This window comes from Paenibacillus sp. W4I10, from assembly GCF_030816325.1.
Lineage (GTDB): Bacteria > Bacillota > Bacilli > Paenibacillales > Paenibacillaceae > Paenibacillus > Paenibacillus amylolyticus_B.
In genome coordinates this window covers 2,060,819-2,078,263 of sequence record NZ_JAUSXX010000001.1, presented here as the reverse complement: position 1 = coordinate 2,078,263, position 17,445 = coordinate 2,060,819, and the positions used below count along the sequence as shown (strand labels likewise).

General features: G+C 44.2%; 14 protein-coding genes. 10 read left to right on the top strand and 4 right to left on the bottom strand.

The window, feature by feature from the left end; all coding sequences use genetic code 11:
• Positions 1-64 precede the first annotated feature (64 nt).
• On the bottom strand, positions 65-490 hold the full coding sequence (locus tag QF049_RS09215; RefSeq protein WP_124114602.1) for a hypothetical protein: 426 nt from the start codon (positions 488-490) through the stop codon (positions 65-67).
• 42 nt (positions 491-532) lie between these two features.
• The gene (locus tag QF049_RS09210; protein ID WP_307536771.1) at positions 533-1,768 is read right to left on the bottom strand and encodes a GAF domain-containing hybrid sensor histidine kinase/response regulator; all 1,236 of its coding nucleotides are present in this window, start codon (positions 1,766-1,768) and stop codon (positions 533-535) included.
• A gap of 162 nt (positions 1,769-1,930) precedes the next feature.
• Here QF049_RS09210 and QF049_RS09205 point away from each other — a divergent pair, with 162 nt between their 5' ends.
• The 5 genes from QF049_RS09205 to QF049_RS09185 all read left to right on the top strand — a co-directional run bounded on the left by QF049_RS09205 (position 1,931) and on the right by QF049_RS09185 (position 8,133).
• Positions 1,931-2,239 carry a hypothetical protein gene (locus QF049_RS09205; RefSeq protein WP_307543152.1) on the top strand — a complete coding sequence of 103 codons (309 nt, stop codon included), beginning with the start codon at positions 1,931-1,933 and terminating at the stop codon, positions 2,237-2,239.
• 154 nt (positions 2,240-2,393) lie between these two features.
• Positions 2,394-2,999, top strand: a complete 606-nt coding sequence (locus tag QF049_RS09200; protein WP_124114605.1) for an esterase/lipase family protein — start codon at positions 2,394-2,396, stop codon at positions 2,997-2,999.
• Positions 3,000-3,202: 203 nt separating this feature from the next.
• A complete protein-coding gene (locus QF049_RS09195) occupies positions 3,203-4,201 on the top strand; it encodes a helix-turn-helix domain-containing protein (protein WP_307536770.1) in 999 nt (332 codons plus the stop codon).
• A 130-nt stretch (positions 4,202-4,331) separates the two neighbouring features.
• Positions 4,332-5,126, top strand: a complete 795-nt coding sequence (locus QF049_RS09190) for an SDR family NAD(P)-dependent oxidoreductase (protein WP_307536768.1) — start codon at positions 4,332-4,334, stop codon at positions 5,124-5,126.
• A 187-nt stretch (positions 5,127-5,313) separates the two neighbouring features.
• Entirely contained in the window at positions 5,314-8,133 is a 2,820-nt protein-coding gene (locus tag QF049_RS09185) for a glycoside hydrolase family 2 TIM barrel-domain containing protein (protein ID WP_307536766.1), read from the top strand.
• A 106-nt stretch (positions 8,134-8,239) separates the two neighbouring features.
• Here the strand turns inward: QF049_RS09185 and QF049_RS09180 are convergent, their stop codons facing one another.
• Entirely contained in the window at positions 8,240-9,613 is a 1,374-nt protein-coding gene (locus QF049_RS09180) for a sugar phosphate nucleotidyltransferase (protein WP_307536764.1), read from the bottom strand.
• A 17-nt stretch (positions 9,614-9,630) separates the two neighbouring features.
• The gene (locus tag QF049_RS09175) at positions 9,631-10,440 is read right to left on the bottom strand and encodes a DUF6492 family protein (protein ID WP_307536761.1); all 810 of its coding nucleotides are present in this window, start codon (positions 10,438-10,440) and stop codon (positions 9,631-9,633) included.
• Between the two features lie 202 nt (positions 10,441-10,642).
• Here QF049_RS09175 and QF049_RS09170 point away from each other — a divergent pair, with 202 nt between their 5' ends.
• From QF049_RS09170 to QF049_RS09150, 5 genes are all read left to right on the top strand, one after another.
• Positions 10,643-11,407: a YheC/YheD family protein gene (locus tag QF049_RS09170; RefSeq protein ID WP_223869087.1), complete on the top strand. Its 765-nt coding sequence runs from the start codon at positions 10,643-10,645 to the stop codon at positions 11,405-11,407.
• A gap of 198 nt (positions 11,408-11,605) precedes the next feature.
• Positions 11,606-12,346 (top strand): LytR/AlgR family response regulator transcription factor, encoded by a 741-nt coding sequence (locus QF049_RS09165; RefSeq protein ID WP_307536756.1) that lies wholly within the window; start codon positions 11,606-11,608, stop codon positions 12,344-12,346.
• Between the two features lies 1 nt (position 12,347).
• Complete coding sequence (locus QF049_RS09160) at positions 12,348-13,646, top strand: sensor histidine kinase (protein ID WP_307536754.1); 1,299 nt, start codon at positions 12,348-12,350, stop codon at positions 13,644-13,646.
• Between the two features lie 110 nt (positions 13,647-13,756).
• Entirely contained in the window at positions 13,757-15,808 is a 2,052-nt protein-coding gene (locus QF049_RS09155; protein ID WP_307536752.1) for a serine hydrolase domain-containing protein, read from the top strand.
• 198 nt (positions 15,809-16,006) lie between these two features.
• Positions 16,007-17,410 carry an outer membrane protein assembly factor BamB family protein gene (locus tag QF049_RS09150; RefSeq protein WP_307536750.1) on the top strand — a complete coding sequence of 468 codons (1,404 nt, stop codon included), beginning with the start codon at positions 16,007-16,009 and terminating at the stop codon, positions 17,408-17,410.
• Positions 17,411-17,445: the final 35 nt, after the last annotated feature.

The window sequence follows — 17,445 nt, the reverse complement described above, 5'->3', positions numbered from 1 at the left end:
AACACCCCCATACCTTAGCCCTGTGTAAAAACAGGTTAAAAGTATGGGGGTGGACGTAGTCATTCTAATCCGAAACGATAAATCCGTCGAAACTCTCAGGACCGACCCGAACCGTTCCGAGCAGGTTGGTACTGATAAATGCAGTGTACGTTAGTTGTGGCTGGATCGGTGGATTATAGTCGTTGGCAGAGAAAACAATAACTTCGGGGTTGAGGAGACCGCTTAAACCATAAGTGAAGTTAGCAGAGTAAACAATCGGATCCGTAGCAACGGTGCCTCTAACAATGGTAATTCTGACTTGAAAGAGTGCAAGCGGTAGTCGCACCGTAATGGTTCCTTTTAATGAAACTCGTGGATTGGCTCCAGCTCCAACCGTTTGCAGACCAATCTGTGCAAATAGTTGAGGCGTATTAATCACTGGAATCGGTATAGAAATGGAATTAAACAACGCAGCATTTTGCGAAGATCTTGCATCCAGAAATTGTGTCAACGTATATACCTCCTATCTGTTTCAGATAGAATAATATATTCCTCATTCAGAGATTTGCATGGACGTTGGTGACGCGCTGGAAATATTAAAGGCAAACCGACTGCCCAAGTGACTTGTTTCTTTAAGCCATACAATCCCACCCATCAATTCAGCGAGTTGTTTACAGATGGATAGGCCTAGCCCCGCTCCACCATACTTTCCGGAGTTGCCGTGAATTTGCGAATAGGATTTGAACAATAAATCTTGGCGATCCTGGGGGATGCCGATGCCCGTATCTATTATCTCATAAGATGCATGGAGTGTACCTTCTGGATCAGCAGATACCTGCGTAGAGATGCATACTTCACCTTGCTCCGTGAATTTCAACGCATTGCCAACAAGATTGATTAGGATCTGACGGACTTTTTGCTGATCGCCTATAAGCATCAAATGATCATTTATATCGTATTCTGCGTATAATCGGATACCTTTTTTCTGTGCTTCAGATGAGAATAACTGGAGTACATGGTCGACGGTTTTAGTGACACTGTAGGGGTTAATCTCCAGAGAGATCGCACCCGCTTCTGCTTTGGAATAGTCGAGAATTTGATCCATCATGGATAGCAGACTGGTTCCACTAGACTCTATGACATTAACATATAACGATTGATCCTCATTCAGCTTGGTAGATTGCAATAGATTTGCCATTGCAAGAACACCATTCATCGGGGTACGGATTTCGTGGCTAAGGACGGCTAAGAGATTTTTCTTCTCTTCCAGCACTTTTGCAGCGGTTTCTTCCGCCTGTTTTAACTGTTGCAGAGTTGTTTCCATCTCAAGAAGACTCGTGAAAAATGAAGACAAGGAGAGAAGCAGATCCACGTCCTTTTGTTGATAGGAATAGAAATCCTGATCAAATGAGCAAAGGGAGCCGTAGATTTCTCCGTTCTCATTATGTATAGGCACACCGACAAATGAACAACCACCTACGAATTCGGTAGCGTCCATATGTTTGGTTAACGGATGAGTCAGATTATTATTGATTACCAATGGACCTTGGGTATGTTCAGTCACAAGTGCACAATATGACTCGGCGTTTTCAACGACAAGTCCCTCACCTAAAATTAGTTTGTCACGATTATATACGTTCAGAACTTTGGTGGATAAGTGATCCAACTGGGCGATACAAAACGTATTTGCAGGAATTAACCTGCTTGCCGTGTCCATAACATTAGCAGCCGAATCATATAATTTATGTGAGACTATAGATAGTACATCAATGAATTCTGTTTTCAACATATTGATTTGACTCCTCCTGATTGTAGAAATTCGTTGTGCACTGTATTAAGTATATATGAATTCAAAGGATAGAGCATGTATGGTTTTGACAGTGGAAGACGGAAATGAGAAAATATGATGCTGTGGAACATGAAAAATATATTAAGTGGTGGAGGCAAATCAATGAATCAGCGTTTTCGAATTACCCGGTCCGTACAAGATAGCAATGCGGAACAATCCATCTCCCTGGAAGAATGCAAACTCTACTTCGAGTCCAAGCCCGAATTCACCTACTCATCGGTTCTTCACATTGTTGGAGCAGAGAGCACCATGTCCATCGATGGGGATTTTTTTATGTGGGACCTTGAGGGAACACAGATTGCTTTTCGTTTGTACATGGGGGATCTGTATGTAGCTATTTCTAACGAAGCTATTGTACCCAAAATGATTGAGATTGCAACGGATCTACGTGCAGACATCGTTGAAGGATAAGAAGTAGAGAACTAGGGTTTGATAAAAATGTAATCATGTTAGTTGTAGTATACTTTAGACATTCCTGTAAAAATGAGACTAAAGGTTCATTTATATTCCATATGTTAGATTGTAATATATGGAATATAAAACATTTTACAGGAGAGTGAATGAAGTGAAAAAGACCAAATTAATACTTGTTGCATTCATGAGTATGATCCTTGCCTTATCAATAACTGGAATAGGATCGAGTTCAAAGGCTTCTGCAGCTACGGCACGTACACCCATTGTATTGGTACATGGATTGACTGGTTCAGATAGCAATTTTACAGCAATTGAGAGTTATTTGCGTAGCCAAGGGTGGACAAGAGACGAATTATTCGCGATTGACCTTCCTAGCAAACAAGGAAACCAGCTGTTGAACTCCGCAGCAATTAGTCGATTCGTAGATGATGTTCTGCGCGAAACGGGTCATACAAAAGTCAATATTATAGCTCATAGCATGGGTGGAGCGAATAGTCTCTATTACATACTTAACCGTGGAGGCGCTTCCAAAGTGGATAAGTTGATTACCCTTGGCGGGGCTAATCGATTGACCACAACGACAGCTCCGAGTGGAATAAAGGTGACTTCGATCTATTCCACCAGTGACACGATTGTGTCCCCGGTACTTTCCCGGTTGAACGGGGCGAACAACGTTTCGGTTTCCCTCGTATCCCATATCGGTCTGCTGTTTAACTCACGGGTGAATGCCCTGATCAAAACTGCGTTGAATGAGTAGCTAACATTGTAAAATGGCAAACAAATGTGCATTTTTTCATAATATACTGAATGATTGACTTGAACACGACTGGCCATTTATAGGCAGTCGTGTTTTCGTATGATCCGGAAATGGCTCGCTGAGGTAAGATTCAAAAATAGGTACATTCATTCTATAATTAGAAATCAGAATAAAAATGGAACAAGCTAAAGGAGTCTGGATGCATGCAATCTCAACCGAATGATCGAATTAAAGTTCACCCAGGCTTTTGGGCCGGATTACATCAAATAGGGATTGGTGCAGAAGACATCGCTCGCACAGCACAATTATCTCTTGAGACAATAAATAAACCTGTAGTTACCCAATCTCAGTACTTTGCAATCTGGCAGGCCTACTCTGATCTCATTGGGGACACCGCTGAGGGCATCATCAAACTTGCAACCGGATATGAGATATCCAAGTATCCTCCGCCTGTGCTGGCGATGTACCATGCTCGTGATTATCGTGATGCGTTGAATCGAATGGTCCGTTACAAGCAGATGTGTCCTCCCGAGAGTTTGCAGATTACCGAAGCAGGGGAGGAGTGTATCATTGAACTCGAATGGTTACATAAGGAGCTACCAGGTCCGCCATTACTGGTCGGTATTACACTGGCATTTTTGCTTGAACTTGGACGGAGGGGTACAGTCCAGCCTTTGATGGCCAAAAGGGTCGAGTTCACCCAACCGATGGGCAACGTATATACCCTTGAAGCTTACTTCGGCTGTCGAGTCGATACGAATTCTAACCATAATCGGCTGACGCTAGAGCGAAAAGATCTGAATCTTCCATTTCTCTCATATAACGAGGAGTTACTGGAGATCCTGACCCCGGCTCTGGATCGGTCGCTGGACGAACAGAAGAACAGTCGTTCCGTTACTGAAGTGGTCAAATGGATCTTGAAACGTAACCTCACAGGAAAGCGCCCTGACATCCAGACGGTCGCCAAAGAGCTTTGTATGAGTGATCGTACCTTGCAACGGCGACTGACGGAAGAGAACACAAACTTCAAGCAATTATTAACCGAAGCCAGACGTGAGCAGGCCCGGGAGTACCTGGCAGATCCTTCGCTCGATATCAAAGAGGTAGCATTCCTGGTTGGATATGAAGACCAGAATTCGTTCTATCGTGCGTTCCGGACCTGGGAAGGAGATACTCCTTCGAATTGGCGTGTCAGGCATTAACTCTGGCGCAAGATGCTAGTTACTGAGCCCTTCAGACTTCGTAATATTATATCTATCCGGAGTATGAAGCTGTTGGCAATGTTCAAGAAATAGCTGCCGGATAGTTGTAATCAAGAAGGAGAAATGCAGGATGGATATGGGACTAAAAGAGAAAACAGCCTTAGTTACAGGATCAACAAAAGGAATCGGCAAAGCGATTGCTATAGAACTCGCTCGAGAAGGTGTTCATGTTCTGATTAATGGACGCAATGATGAAGAGGTGGAACGAACAGTTCGCGAAATCAAGTCCACTTTTCCGGAGACCTCTCCGCAAAAGGCTACCGCTGATCTTGTGGATCTGGCGCAACGCCAAGCTTTATTCGAGGAATTTCCTGAGGTCGATATATTAATTAATAGCATGGGTATATATGAAATCATGAGTTATGAAGACATAAATGATGAAGTGTGGGAGAAATATTTCCGTACCAATGTGTTGGCTGCCAATGGCTTGTCTCAATTTTATTTACCTAAAATGGTGAAGAACAATGACGGGCGTATTATTTTCATCGCAAGTGAAGAAGCCCTTATGCCTTCAGGTCAGATGCCCCAGTATTGCATGACCAAGTCAATGCTGCTGTCATTATCCAAAAGTTTGTCCAAACTGACAGCAGGGACCGAGGTTACGATCAATACGATCCTGCCAGGTCCAACACTGTCCGAAAACGTACAAAAAATCATTGAGGGCATATACCCTGATAAGACGTTGAATTTCGAAGAAAAAGAGAAAGACTTTATGAAGAGTAATCTGCCACAGTCCGAATTACAGCGATTCATCAAGCCAAGTGAAATAGGCAGACTTGCTGCATTTGTATGCAGCCCATATGCTTCAGCCTTCAGAGGCTCTCCCATCCGGATGGACGGGGGCATGGTTCCCACCATATTTTAAAATTGTTCAGGATACAGGAGATGTATCCATAAGGTGTCGCCAGTATTGGCGACTTTTTTATTTGTAAATGATCTATGCGAGGGGCGTCAATCGAGTTTATAATACAGGTATGATTTCCGAAAACGATTTCTGTTCATTGGAAGCGATTACTTTTATTGATTATATGAATCTAAAAGGGGACACTATCATGATAGCTGCAATAAATCTGGAAGGCATATGGAAACTCCAACTCGATGAACATAAGGTGGAACGTGGTCTGAATTTCTCAGACGATATTACATTGCCAAATACTACATCTCATGCGGCCAAGGGCAAGAAAAACGAGAATGTGTTAATCGGTGCGCTGACGGATGAGTACTTATTTGAGGGTTATGCCTGGTTTTCACGAGAGATTGAAATTCCCGAACACTTGGCTGGCAAATGTTGCTTCTTGCATCTGGAACGAACACGAGTAACCACAGTTTGGATCGATGGGGTGGAATGCGGAACACAAAACAGTCTGAACACACCTCACCGTTACGAGATTGAGGCAGGGCTAACCGCTGGGACTCATACAATTACCATTCGAGTGGACAATACCAATTATCCAACCAAAGGTGGTCACCTTACATCCGAAGACACGCAGACGAATTGGAACGGCATCACCGGGAAATTGGAACTTCAATTTTTCGAGCGTGTTTTCCTGGATAATGTTCAGGTCTACCCCGATCTTGCGACTCGATCTTTCGAGATCAAGGCAGCACTTGTTGGTGCCCCGCAAGAAGTACGAATCGTGGTTTCGGCTGTTGCAGTCAGTGCTGATCCGGTGTATACGACCGAGGAACAGATTTTCGCCCCGGATTCGCAGGAAATCCAGCTGACGTACAAGATTGGCGAAGATGCGATGTTATGGAGTGATGATGAACCTAACCTGTACCAACTTCATATTCATCTACAAGATCAGGACGGCGAAGTGCTGGATTCCACCGAAGTATGGACGGGATTACGGGAATTCCGGGCTGCTGGAGACAAATTCACCATTAATGGTCGCAAAACGTTTCTTCGAGGCAAACATGACGGGCTGATCTTTCCGCTCACGGGATACGCGCCAACAGATGTGGATGAATGGGTTCGTATTCTTGCTATCTCCAAGTCCTACGGTATTAATCACTACCGTTTCCATACCTGTTGTCCTCCGGAGGCTGCTTTTATTGCAGCGGATCTGCTCGGCATCTACATGGAGCCTGAGCTTCCGTTCTGGGGAACCATTACGGACGAATCTTCGGATGGGCATAATCAAGCCGAGCAGGATTACTTGATTAGCGAAGGATTTGCGATGCTGCGTGCTTTTGGTAATCATCCTTCGTTTGTCATGATGTCCATGGGGAATGAACTATGGGGAAGCAAGGACAGATTGAATTCGATCCTGAAGGCATACAAAGCATATGATCATCGTCATCTATACACCGAAGGTTCGAATAACTTTCAGTTTGTGCCAGACATTCTGGAGGAAAGTGAATTCTTCTGCGGGGTTCGTTTCTCCAAAGAGCGCCTGTTCAGAGGTTCATATGCGATGTGTGATGCTCCGCTCGGTCACGTGCAGACCGACCTGCCAAATACATTGAAAGATTACGATTCAAACATTGTACCTGAGCAAGGCAGCGATGCTGACCCTTCTGGTCAGACTGGGGACAAAGAGATTCAGATTCAGTATGGGACAGGTTCCAAAACAGTGCAGGCCGAAGCTGGAAGTGACCAACTTGTCTCACACGTACCAATCATCTCGCATGAAATTGGACAGTACGCCACGTTTCCTAATTTCGAGGAGATCAACAAGTATACGGGTTCTCTCAAAGCCAAGAATTTCGAAGTGTTTCGAGAGCGTCTGAATGCCAAAGGGCTGGGACATCTGGCGGAAGCCTACTTCAGAGCCTCTGGTAAACTCGCGGTCGCATGTTACAAGGAAGAACTGGAAGCTGCTTTTCGTTCGCAGCAACTAGCCGGGTTCCAGCTGCTGGATCTTCAGGATTTCAGTGGTCAGGGAACAGCGCTGGTGGGTGTACTGGACGCATTCATGGATTCCAAGGGCATGATTACACCGGAGGAGTGGAGAACGTTTTGTTCCGACGCTGTGTTGTTAGCGAGATTCCCCAAATATAATTATCAAGCGGGTGAATTGTTCGAAGCACGCATTGAACTAAGTTACTTCCGGAGACAAGCATTGGATGGACTTCAATTGAAGTGGGAAATTCAAAGCGAGCAGATCGAAGGAAGCGTCCTATTGGAAGGGAAAACAGACCTGCCAGCGACCCATGGAGAACATTATGTGAATGTCGCGGATCTCAGCATTCGTATTCCTGAAGTCTCCAATATGACCAAAGTGGAGCTTAGACTGTCCATTCCGGGCACGGATATCCGTAAGTCTTACGACCTGTGGATCTACCCGAGTCAGGAGGAAGTGGACCTGAGCGGTTTGAATCTATTTACCGAACTCTCGGAACAGGCGTTGGCGCTGCTTGAGCAGGGCGAGGATATTTTACTTTTCCCGAATCCCAATCAGCTTCAACACGCGATTCAAGGTTTCTATAGCACCGATTTCTGGTCTTACCCTATGTTCCGATCCATCTCGGAGAATATGAAAAGAGAAGTTCCTGTGGGCACAATGGGCTTGTTAATTCAACAGGATCATCCGGCCTTCGAACATTTTGTCACAGAGGAGCACTCAACTTATCCGTGGTGGAGCATCGTGTCCGAGTCGTCATCGATCATCTTGGATGAGTTGGATAAAGACTTGAATCCGATCGTGCAGACCATTGACAATTTTGAGCGAAACCACAAGCTCGGCCTTTTGATGGAGTGTCGGGTCCGGAAGGGGAGAGTGCTGATGGGAGCGCTGAATCTGGAGCGTCTGATGACTACATTGGAGGGCAGACAGTTGTTATACAGCTTCCAGCGTTATGTACAAAGTTCCGCTTACCAGCCCGTTGCACGTCTGGAAGTAGAGGAACTTCGCAAGTTGTTTAACTAAGATATAGGGAGAAGAAGTGTCAGGTTTCCCTTAATTATGCCAATGAGCCCCTTCCGCGAATGGAAGGGGCTATAAGACACGCAGATTGAATCGGTTCATTCTCCCATTAAGCGTTAGATGAACCTGCACTTTTTAGGATTACATTCCAATCTTTTTCTTCAAAAAGTATGTTGTCTTTATCCTCTGTTACTCCGATCCGGACCTCAAGGATCACCATCCTGGTTTCAGCCAGAATAGAAAAGAGACTCTCCTTGGTAATCGCGAACTGAGTGCCCATACTCAATTGCATGACCTTTCCGTTGACAAGCACTTGCCCACTGCCTGCAAGCACGGTCCATGCTCTACACCCAGTTCTATGCCAGTTCAACCCGATATGTTTGCCCGGTAGAACCGTTATGTTTAATGTGGTTACAGTTGTATTCTCATCTTCTAACGAACTCTCAATGACACGATAACTTCCCCAGGTTGCTTCCCCATACATCGGTTTTAATGGCAAGTTACCCAATTGCGCTTTAATTTCATTTGAATTATTTTTGTTGGCAATGAGAATGCCATCCGGACTTGCGGCAGCGATAATACCTGGCACGCCAATGACTTGGATGGGGTAGGGAAGCTCGTTAATAATATAGGAATCGGAGGAAGAACCCGAGATTCCACCGTGTCCGATTACATGGGTATCTAACTGTGCGCACAGCGTATCCCAGCTTCCGATATCCTGCCATACTCCCTTATAAGGCAGGACTACGGCCCGCTGCGCCTTTTCTGCAACATGTTTGTCAAAACTGCGTTCAGGCAACGCTTCATACAGGGACGACAATTGATCATAATGAACCGGAAGCCCCATTTTTTTAATATGGGATATCATAAACGCGACGGTGAATGCATACACACCGCAGTTCCATAGTGCCCCACGTTGTAGCAGAGTTTCAGCAATGGTGGCTTCGGGTTTTTCTATAAATTGTGTTATGGGCGCATAAGCTTTACGTTCTTCTCCACCGGACAGGATGTATCCATACTGTTCTGAAGCATGTGTAGGCCTTGTCCCAATTAAAGCGATATCGGCTTGAGAATGTTTCAATATGTCCGGCAGTAATTGGAAGTTGTTAAAAAAATCTTCACCTGCAAACACATCAGCTGGCGCGATACAGATCACATCGTCATCCTTGGCCATTCGGAAGGATTGCAGATATAACGTCGCTAAGGCCGCCGCAGTAAAAGTGCCTCGTTTATAAGGTTCCCCAATGACTGGTATTTTGCCTTGAGTATGTCGTGCCGTAATATTAGCCTGATCCTGATGTGAAATAATGAGTGTTGAATCCGTTAGGGATGAACTGTCAAGCTGGCGGCATACTCTGCTGATCATGGATTCCCTACCTCCAGCGGGTGATGGAAGTATATCGATGAACAGCTTGGAGCGAAGCTCATTGGATAAAGGCCAGAGCCTTTTGCCAGAGCCGCCGCACAGCAGTACGATATGCATGGGCTTCCTCCTTAAGCTCAGGGAGCTTTACTATAGATTTTCCGTTTATGAAAGGAAAGAGAACGATATTTAAGAGCCAGATTGCGGATTTGTTGCTCTTTTAACGAAGAAGCGTTCACATTCAGACTTTTATTCTTGGAACTTCTAAGGATCATGCTGCCTGGGTTTTTCGTATACATAAAATTGGCATACGTTTCATACTCGGAGAAACCAAACTGTTTCTTCTTATTGATATTGGAGATGATCGCTTTGTACCATGTCAGCTTATGAACCGCTTCAATTTTCTGTTTTAAGGCAGCGAGTTTCGATTTGTCGAACAGCATATAATGGGTGACAAAAGAGCGGGGACGCGGAGCTTTCATGCCTAACAACTTGCGGTAGGTATTGAAATATTCCGGTTGGCTCCAGTCACGGCAGTAAAAGACTGTTTTTCCTTCTACAAGAAATGAATGAGGTTTAATCAGTACGGTATCTGCATCCATGACTAGAAAGTACTTTGCCTTCACAATGGAATCTCCGTTCATTTTGAGCAGCTGCTGATATAACCAGCCTGACCGATTCCATCGGGAGGACTGGTAGTGTATGTCGTTTTTGGTTATAGGCAGGACGGATCGCTCATTAACAAAAATGCAGTTTTTAAGGGAACAAAGTTTTCTGATTTTGGTGCTGACCGGAGAAACAATATATATGCTTCCAATGGGATGTTTTACATAACGGCGAATGTTATCGATGACGAGGGGAAGAGTAGCCAAATCTTTCTCGATCACTGGTATAAGAACATCAATCTTAGGTGCATTATTCAACCGGATTCCAGGCTGTACGGACATCTTCTCAACTCCTTGCACAAATCGTGATGAATCATTATATGGTATGTGTGCAAAAGTGTTTTGGTCAGGGCATGTGCAAATATACATTTTTATGAATAGGGGCTTTTGTTGAGGGCTCCTCTATCGGTATTACATATAATGCATGCAGGATCTTGATCAAACAGCGGGCTATGATGCGGTTGCTGAAGGGAGAGTTTACGACATGGGAGTTGATAAATTGCAGCCGTTAAGAAGCAAGTGGTTAAAAACAAAATTGATCATTAATAATGAATTAATTAAACCGTTTATCCCCGACACACAGAAATATAACAAAACGAATCTGAAATCCATGATCAGCAAATATGGAATGGTCTATGTCAAACCCGAGAGAGGTACTTTCGGGATGGGCGTTATTAAGGCCGAGATGGAAAGTCATCAACATTTTGTCTATCAGATAGAGCAAAAACGTCTGACGTTTGACAGCTTTGAATCGTTTTATAGCAGTCTGACTCGCTTGGTGAATAAAAGAAGTTATCTGATTCAGAGAGGAATCCATCTTCTTAAGCACAATAACAGACGTTTTGACATCCGAGTCATGATACAGCTAAGCCCGACCAAACATTGGGAAGCTACCGGAATCATCGGCCGACTGGGTCATCCAAAGAAAATCGTAACCAATTATCATAGTGGTGGTACACCGATGGATATTCACAAGCTGCTACAATCACATGCATCCACAAAACGCAGGAATGAACTGGTTCAGGAGATGAATGAGCTTAGCCTGCGCATAGCTCGTCATATGAAAAAAAAGTACCCGTATCTAAAGCAAATCGGTGTGGATATCGGCCTTGACCACAGTCTGAAACCCTGGATTATTGAAGTGAATGTCAAACCTGACCCATATATATTTAATCAATTAAAGGACAAGACGATGTATCGCAAGGTCATACGATATTACCGCCATGCTGTGCCCAAAAAAACAGAATAACAGACCGGACTTTTCATAGAAATGGCTGGAGAAGGTTTCAAGCTCAAGAGTCGTCAATGTGGCGACTTTTTTTGTTGATCTGCATTTTAGGGTCGGAATAATGCATTTCATCCCAATTCGACTCCGAAACCTATGCTAAAATAGTATATTCGAGAGTGAAATTCTGAGTCGATGTCGATGAAAGGCGGATGTTCCCCCATGTTCAATATTGCAATCTGTGATGATGAGGAGCAGCAACGAGAACGTGTGAAAACGATGCTGGTCTCCTTATCTCTAAAAACCAATTTTGATTTTCAAATTAGCCTATTCACATCTGGTGAACAACTGCTCTCGCACTACAGAGAGGTTGGGGATACATTTCATATTCTCATCTTGGATGTGGAGATGGGCGGAATGAACGGGATTCAGACCGCTAAAGAGATCAGGAACATGAAGTTTCTGGATGTACAGATTATGTTCCTGACCAGTTACCCGGAATATATGGTGGAGAGTTTTGATGTCATCACCTTTCAATATCTGATCAAGCCAATCCAGCCGCAAGTTTTCGAGGAAAAGATGGTTAAGCTGTGTCAATATTTTCAGGCATTGGACAAAAAGTATGTACTGATCAAGTCAGACTATGATGAACTGTTGCTGAAATATGATGATATTCTCTGGATTGAGGTCGTCAAAAGTTTAACAATCAAGAACAAGTTGAATTTTGTGACACAGGAAAATGTACATGAGACCAAAGGCATTTTATCCAGCTACGCTACCGGTTTGAAAGACCATGGTTTCTTGCAGATTCATCGCTCGATTATTATCAACCTGATGCATGTTCAGAAGTTTTCCGGTACCCAAGTCGTCATGTTGAATGGAATGGAACTGCCCATAGGCCGATCCAAAGTCAAAGAAGTCAAAGATGCCTACACCAAATATATGATCATGAGGATTCAATGATATGGATGCCTATATGATCTTTTCCATCATTTTTGTGACCTTACTTATGGCATTTCAGGCGAATTTTTATTTTGATTCTGTGCTGGGCAAGTCCAAGCGGAAGACACAGAGAGCACTCTATTTCGTAGTATTTGTTATGCTGGGTTATTTTTATTTGGCATCTTCCTTCTCCGATTTTGTTTCGACTGCTGTTGCTCTGCTATTAATCTTCAGTCTGGCGCAATCCTATGAAGTGGAGTTCAAAATCAAGCTTGTTTTTACCATCCTGTATGCAGTCCTGATTACTATGGCGAATACGATAGCTGTATATATTCTCGGAGTTTTGGAATCCACAGATTTCATCTCATGGGAACAGTTCAACGGAGATGACCACTGGATTCTCTCCAAGGTGATGCTGCTTGGTTGCAGCATCATGTTCATTGTTATTCAAGTTGTCCGTCTAGTCGCCAAACGTAGAAGTTTTGCCGTTCATTATCGTTATTATTTGCTGTTTCTTATCGTACCCATTATTACAATCTATCAGATCAATGTGGCCTCCATCTATAGTGAAAAAAACATATTCTATGTCTTTTCTGTACTAGGCTCTCTTTTTCTCAATGTGTTCATTGTTTATGTATTCGATAATATGGTGGAAAAGGTACAGCTCGCGCATGAAAATGCCGACTTGCAACGTCAGATGGATTACCAGGATGCCAACTATGAGAAGACCGTTCACAGTTTCAAAAACATTAAATCCATCATCCATGATATCAATCAGCAATTTCTGTATATTGATGAATGTATCCAACGTAACGAACTGGCGGCAGCAGGTGACCATATCAAGTCTACGTTAAATACGATTGAAGGTGCATACCAGCGGGTGAACTCCGGCAATCTGGTCATTGATGCTCTCGTTACGAATACCCTGGCTATGGGGCAGGCAAACGGAATCAAAATCGACACCAAAATCCAGCTTCACTCGCAACATATCCAGATCGATCGATATGATCTGTGTGTGGTGCTTGGTAACATGCTTGATAACGCAATTGAAGCCTCCAAGAAGGTCAGACAGGCGGAGGATCGATATATCCTCATTGCCATTCATTCCACGGCATCTGCTCTCGTCATCCAGATTATGAATCATGTGGAGCAACCGATTGTTGACTTGAAAAGTGACAAGCCCAATCCGGAGTACCATGGGATCGGTCTAACCAATATATCGAGAATGTGTGAGAAATATGGTGGCCATATGAGTATTGAGCATCAGCATCGAAAGTTTAACAACATGGTTGTGCTTCCATTTCACACTGACAATCCCTGAACATACCGTTCGGGGATTGTTTTTTTCCATTCAGGGTCCGTTTGCGTTCGATCAGCCTCTTACCAGATATGATGAATTCATTCATAAGAACATTTGAGGGAGGACATGGGATGAAGAAATTAATTAGTCTTTTATGTACAGCGGTGCTTGTAATTACACCGCTGGCAGATGTCAGCGCAGAGGCGAATAACAGCGGTACGATCGAGGTACGGGCGGAGCAGATTGCCAAGGAAATGGTGAAAAATTACGGTGTCACGAGTGTGCAATATGCGATCATGGATGAAGGGGAATACATTTTATCAGATAGTGTCGGGCTGCACGATAAGGCCTCACAGAAGCCAGTGGACAAGGATAGCATGTATGGCATAGGCTCGGTTAGCAAAATGGTTGTTACGGCAGCCGCCATGAAGCTGGTCGATTCCGGTAAAGTAGATCTGGATGAGCCGCTTACTTCGTATATCAAGGACTTTAAGATGGCAGATGCGCGATATACTCAAATCACACCGCGTATGTTGATGAATCATTCATCCGGTCTTTACGGTACACATTATGGAAACAGCATGTTGTTTGACGATAATGACACCCGCAATCATGATGAACTATTGCTCAAACTTCAGTCCGAAAAACTGAAATCAAAGCCGGGTACCTATTCCGTCTACTGCAATGATGGCTTCCAGTTGCTGGAGCTTATGGTGGAACGGGTGAGTGGGTTAAGCTACAGCGAATATATCGCCAAGTACATCAGCGAGCCGTTGAAGTTGGAATCAACGAAGACACCCTTGGATTCCTTTGACAGAGCGCAGTTATCCGAAACCTATTGGCCTACACTTGAGATGAAGATGCCTACCGAAAATGCAAACATTATCGGCACAGGCGGAGTGTACTCCACCGCAGAAGAATTGAGTCAATTCGGAGAGGTTTTAATGGGGAACAGACCGGATATTCTGTCCGAATCTGCAGTGAAGGCCATGCAATCTCATGAGTATCGTAAGGGCATATGGGTATCTGATGAGCAAAATACGATCAATTATGGCTTGGGGTGGGACGCGGTTGACCTTGCACCTTTCAGCGATTATGGGATTACCGCGCTTGCCAAAGGTGGGGATACCATGTTGTACCATGCCGTGTTAATCACTATACCCGAACATGATATTTCAATGGCGGTTCTATCATCTGGTGGATCTTCCGTCTACAATCAGATGTTTGCCAGTAAAGTGCTGCTGGACGTTCTCGAGGATCAGGGCATCATCGACGATGTTCAGCCTGATCAGAAATTCTCACCACCTGTCAAAGTGAAGATGCCAACAGAATTAAATTCGTACTCCGGTCTCTATGGTACGGTAGGAGAGACATTGGATATAGCGATTAAGGATGGTGAGATGCAACTGCCTGCTTTGCTGGGAGGAATTATTCCTGAGCAGAACTATGTGTACACAGGCGACGAACATTTTACAAGTGCGGATGGCAGTGTGAAAGCTAGTTTTGTGAAGGAACGTAATGACAAGGTGTATGTTAAAGTTCAAGGCATGATAACGTTACCCGGCATAGGCCAAACGGTAATGAACACGTATGATTATCAAAAACTGGATCATAATGCGCTTGACGCAGCAACCAAAGAGAAGTGGACAACTCGTGACGGCTCGAAATATTACGCGTTGGATGAAAAAATAACATCGATCTTTTATCTGCTTCCATCGATGCTGATTAAGAATCTATCCGTTGATGCAGAAAATGGTTACGCCAATGGTACGCAAATCAAGGATACGAACAACGCAGAGAATGTCGCCCAGATTCCTGTGATGAACGGAAGAGACGCGTTTGATCTGCAATTTTACGCGAAGCATGGCGCTGAGATTTTGATTCAGGATGGACAGGAATACATTGCAGAGGATGCAATTACTCCAATCTTTGGTGGGAAAAAAGGAATTACGACTATTCCGGCAAACGGTCAAGCCCGGTGGTATGCGATCAACGCCCGATCGGGTAACAAATCCATCACGGTGGATTCTCCGAAGACCGGAGGTTATGCAGTGTATAATGATAAAGGGGAAATGGTTGACTTCTCTGTAGCAACCAATCCGGAATCGACGAAGCTCCCGAAAAGTGGTTTTATCGTTTTTGGTGGGGACGCTGGTGATGTATTCCAGATTGAATTAAAGTAAAGTAGGGAGTGCGTTACAAAATCACATTCGCAATTTGTCACATAAATAATGTCGTATTCAGGAAGTCGCCTTTATGGCGGCTTTTTTGATTTTTTTATTAGAATAATTTAACAATCTGGTAACTTTTCGGCCTCACTGCTCGTTATATTTTATGTAGTTATATATTAGGCTCATTTTTCACAGGAGGAATCACTTTCTATGATCAATCGACATAAACGTCACACAATGAAGCATATCAAAAGAAGAGCAGGCAGACCCATCGTTGCAGGCCTTACTGCCGGAATATTAATGGTTCACGGAGTCATTGGCGTGTTGCCATCTCAGGTACATGCTGAAGCATCGGATGTATCCATCCGTAACTGGTACTCGTATCAGCGCATCACAGTGCCTGAACTGAAACCTACTTGGACAGCGAAAGTAGATAACCATTTGAATATGAACGAGACGTACATCGGAGCTAATGCCATTGCAGAAGAAGGCAAAGTATTCACGTTTGCTGGATCGAAGTTGGTTGCACTTGATGCGACAACAGGTAAACGGTTGTGGACTTACGGCAAAGAACTGACACCTTATATTACTTATCAAGGCGGCGTCCTCTACGGACTTACCAGTGATCACAAGCCATATGCCTTGAATGCAAAGACAGGCAAAGCCAAATGGCAGTCAGGAACATCCACCTGGATTGATACGGTTCAACGTACGGAAGTGCTGATTCCAACGGTGGATACCCTCTACGTGATTAAGGGGAGTACAACGTTTGCACTGGATATGCAGTCAGGCAAACTGCGCTGGAAGGCAGATGAGCCATTAGGCGAAGGTCACGGTACTGAATATCTTGAAGAGTCTAATGGTATTGTACTGAGAACCTTTTTTGTCCAAGGGGCACTTACATCCGTTCAACTTAATGCGTATGACAAGAAAACGGGAAAGAAGTTATGGGGTCATTTTGGTCAGGGGGAAGGTATTCAGATCAAAGACGGTCTTGTGTATTCGGTGGATTTTTATTCTCCAATGTTGGAAGATGATGAGTCTTCACCTGAACGCAAATGGAAAGTTAATGCGTACAACCTGAAGACCGGTGTGTTGAAAGGAAGTCAGGAGTACAGGTGGACCATGCCGGGTGACCCACCGTATATGAATGGTAGAGGAGGTATACTTGTCAATAAAGACAAACTGTACATTGCGCAGGGGGACAACATAGCGGAGTATTCGTTGAATACAACCAAGTCGGCAACTACGCCAATTCGAACGTTTCACCAACCTTACGGGGACAAAATGGAGTTACTTGGCATTGTACAGCAACGGCTGGTGTACAAAAACCTCGAGACAGGTGAACTTAAAGGCATTAAGCTGGCTAATGGTCAGGAGGTTCAGTGGCATGGTGATGCCCCGGTTTCTCAGATTGATGTTTACGGTAAAGGAATGTATCGAGCGCAACGTAACGGCACCCTGCTTGCCCTCAACATGATGACGGGTCAGCCAGCTTTTCGAGTCGCTACCGGGGGAGATCTGCACAACACGACATTGAAGACAAACGGAATGATCATCATCCAAGCCGAAGGCAAACTTCTCGGCGTTAAGCTGCCAGCATCGCTGAAATAAGTGATTTAGAATGAAAAATATGTGAGAAGACTGGA

Bases quoted from the DNA above. Each gene is read 5' to 3' on its own strand.
- QF049_RS09210 (WP_307536771.1), bottom strand. From the start codon at position 1,768: ATGTTGAAAACAGAATTCATTGATGTACTATCTATAGTCTCACATAAA.
- QF049_RS09205 (WP_307543152.1), top strand. From the start codon at position 1,931: ATGAATCAGCGTTTTCGAATTACCCGGTCCGTACAAGATAGCAATGCG.
- QF049_RS09195 (WP_307536770.1), top strand. From the start codon at position 3,203: ATGCAATCTCAACCGAATGATCGAATTAAAGTTCACCCAGGCTTTTGG.
- QF049_RS09190 (WP_307536768.1), top strand. From the start codon at position 4,332: ATGGATATGGGACTAAAAGAGAAAACAGCCTTAGTTACAGGATCAACA.
- QF049_RS09185 (WP_307536766.1), top strand. From the start codon at position 5,314: ATGATAGCTGCAATAAATCTGGAAGGCATATGGAAACTCCAACTCGAT.
- QF049_RS09180 (WP_307536764.1), bottom strand. From the start codon at position 9,613: ATGCATATCGTACTGCTGTGCGGCGGCTCTGGCAAAAGGCTCTGGCCT.
- QF049_RS09175 (WP_307536761.1), bottom strand. From the start codon at position 10,440: ATGTCCGTACAGCCTGGAATCCGGTTGAATAATGCACCTAAGATTGAT.
- QF049_RS09170 (WP_223869087.1), top strand. From the start codon at position 10,643: ATGGGAGTTGATAAATTGCAGCCGTTAAGAAGCAAGTGGTTAAAAACA.
- QF049_RS09165 (WP_307536756.1), top strand. From the start codon at position 11,606: ATGTTCAATATTGCAATCTGTGATGATGAGGAGCAGCAACGAGAACGT.
- QF049_RS09160 (WP_307536754.1), top strand. From the start codon at position 12,348: ATGGATGCCTATATGATCTTTTCCATCATTTTTGTGACCTTACTTATG.
- QF049_RS09155 (WP_307536752.1), top strand. From the start codon at position 13,757: ATGAAGAAATTAATTAGTCTTTTATGTACAGCGGTGCTTGTAATTACA.
- QF049_RS09150 (WP_307536750.1), top strand. From the start codon at position 16,007: ATGATCAATCGACATAAACGTCACACAATGAAGCATATCAAAAGAAGA.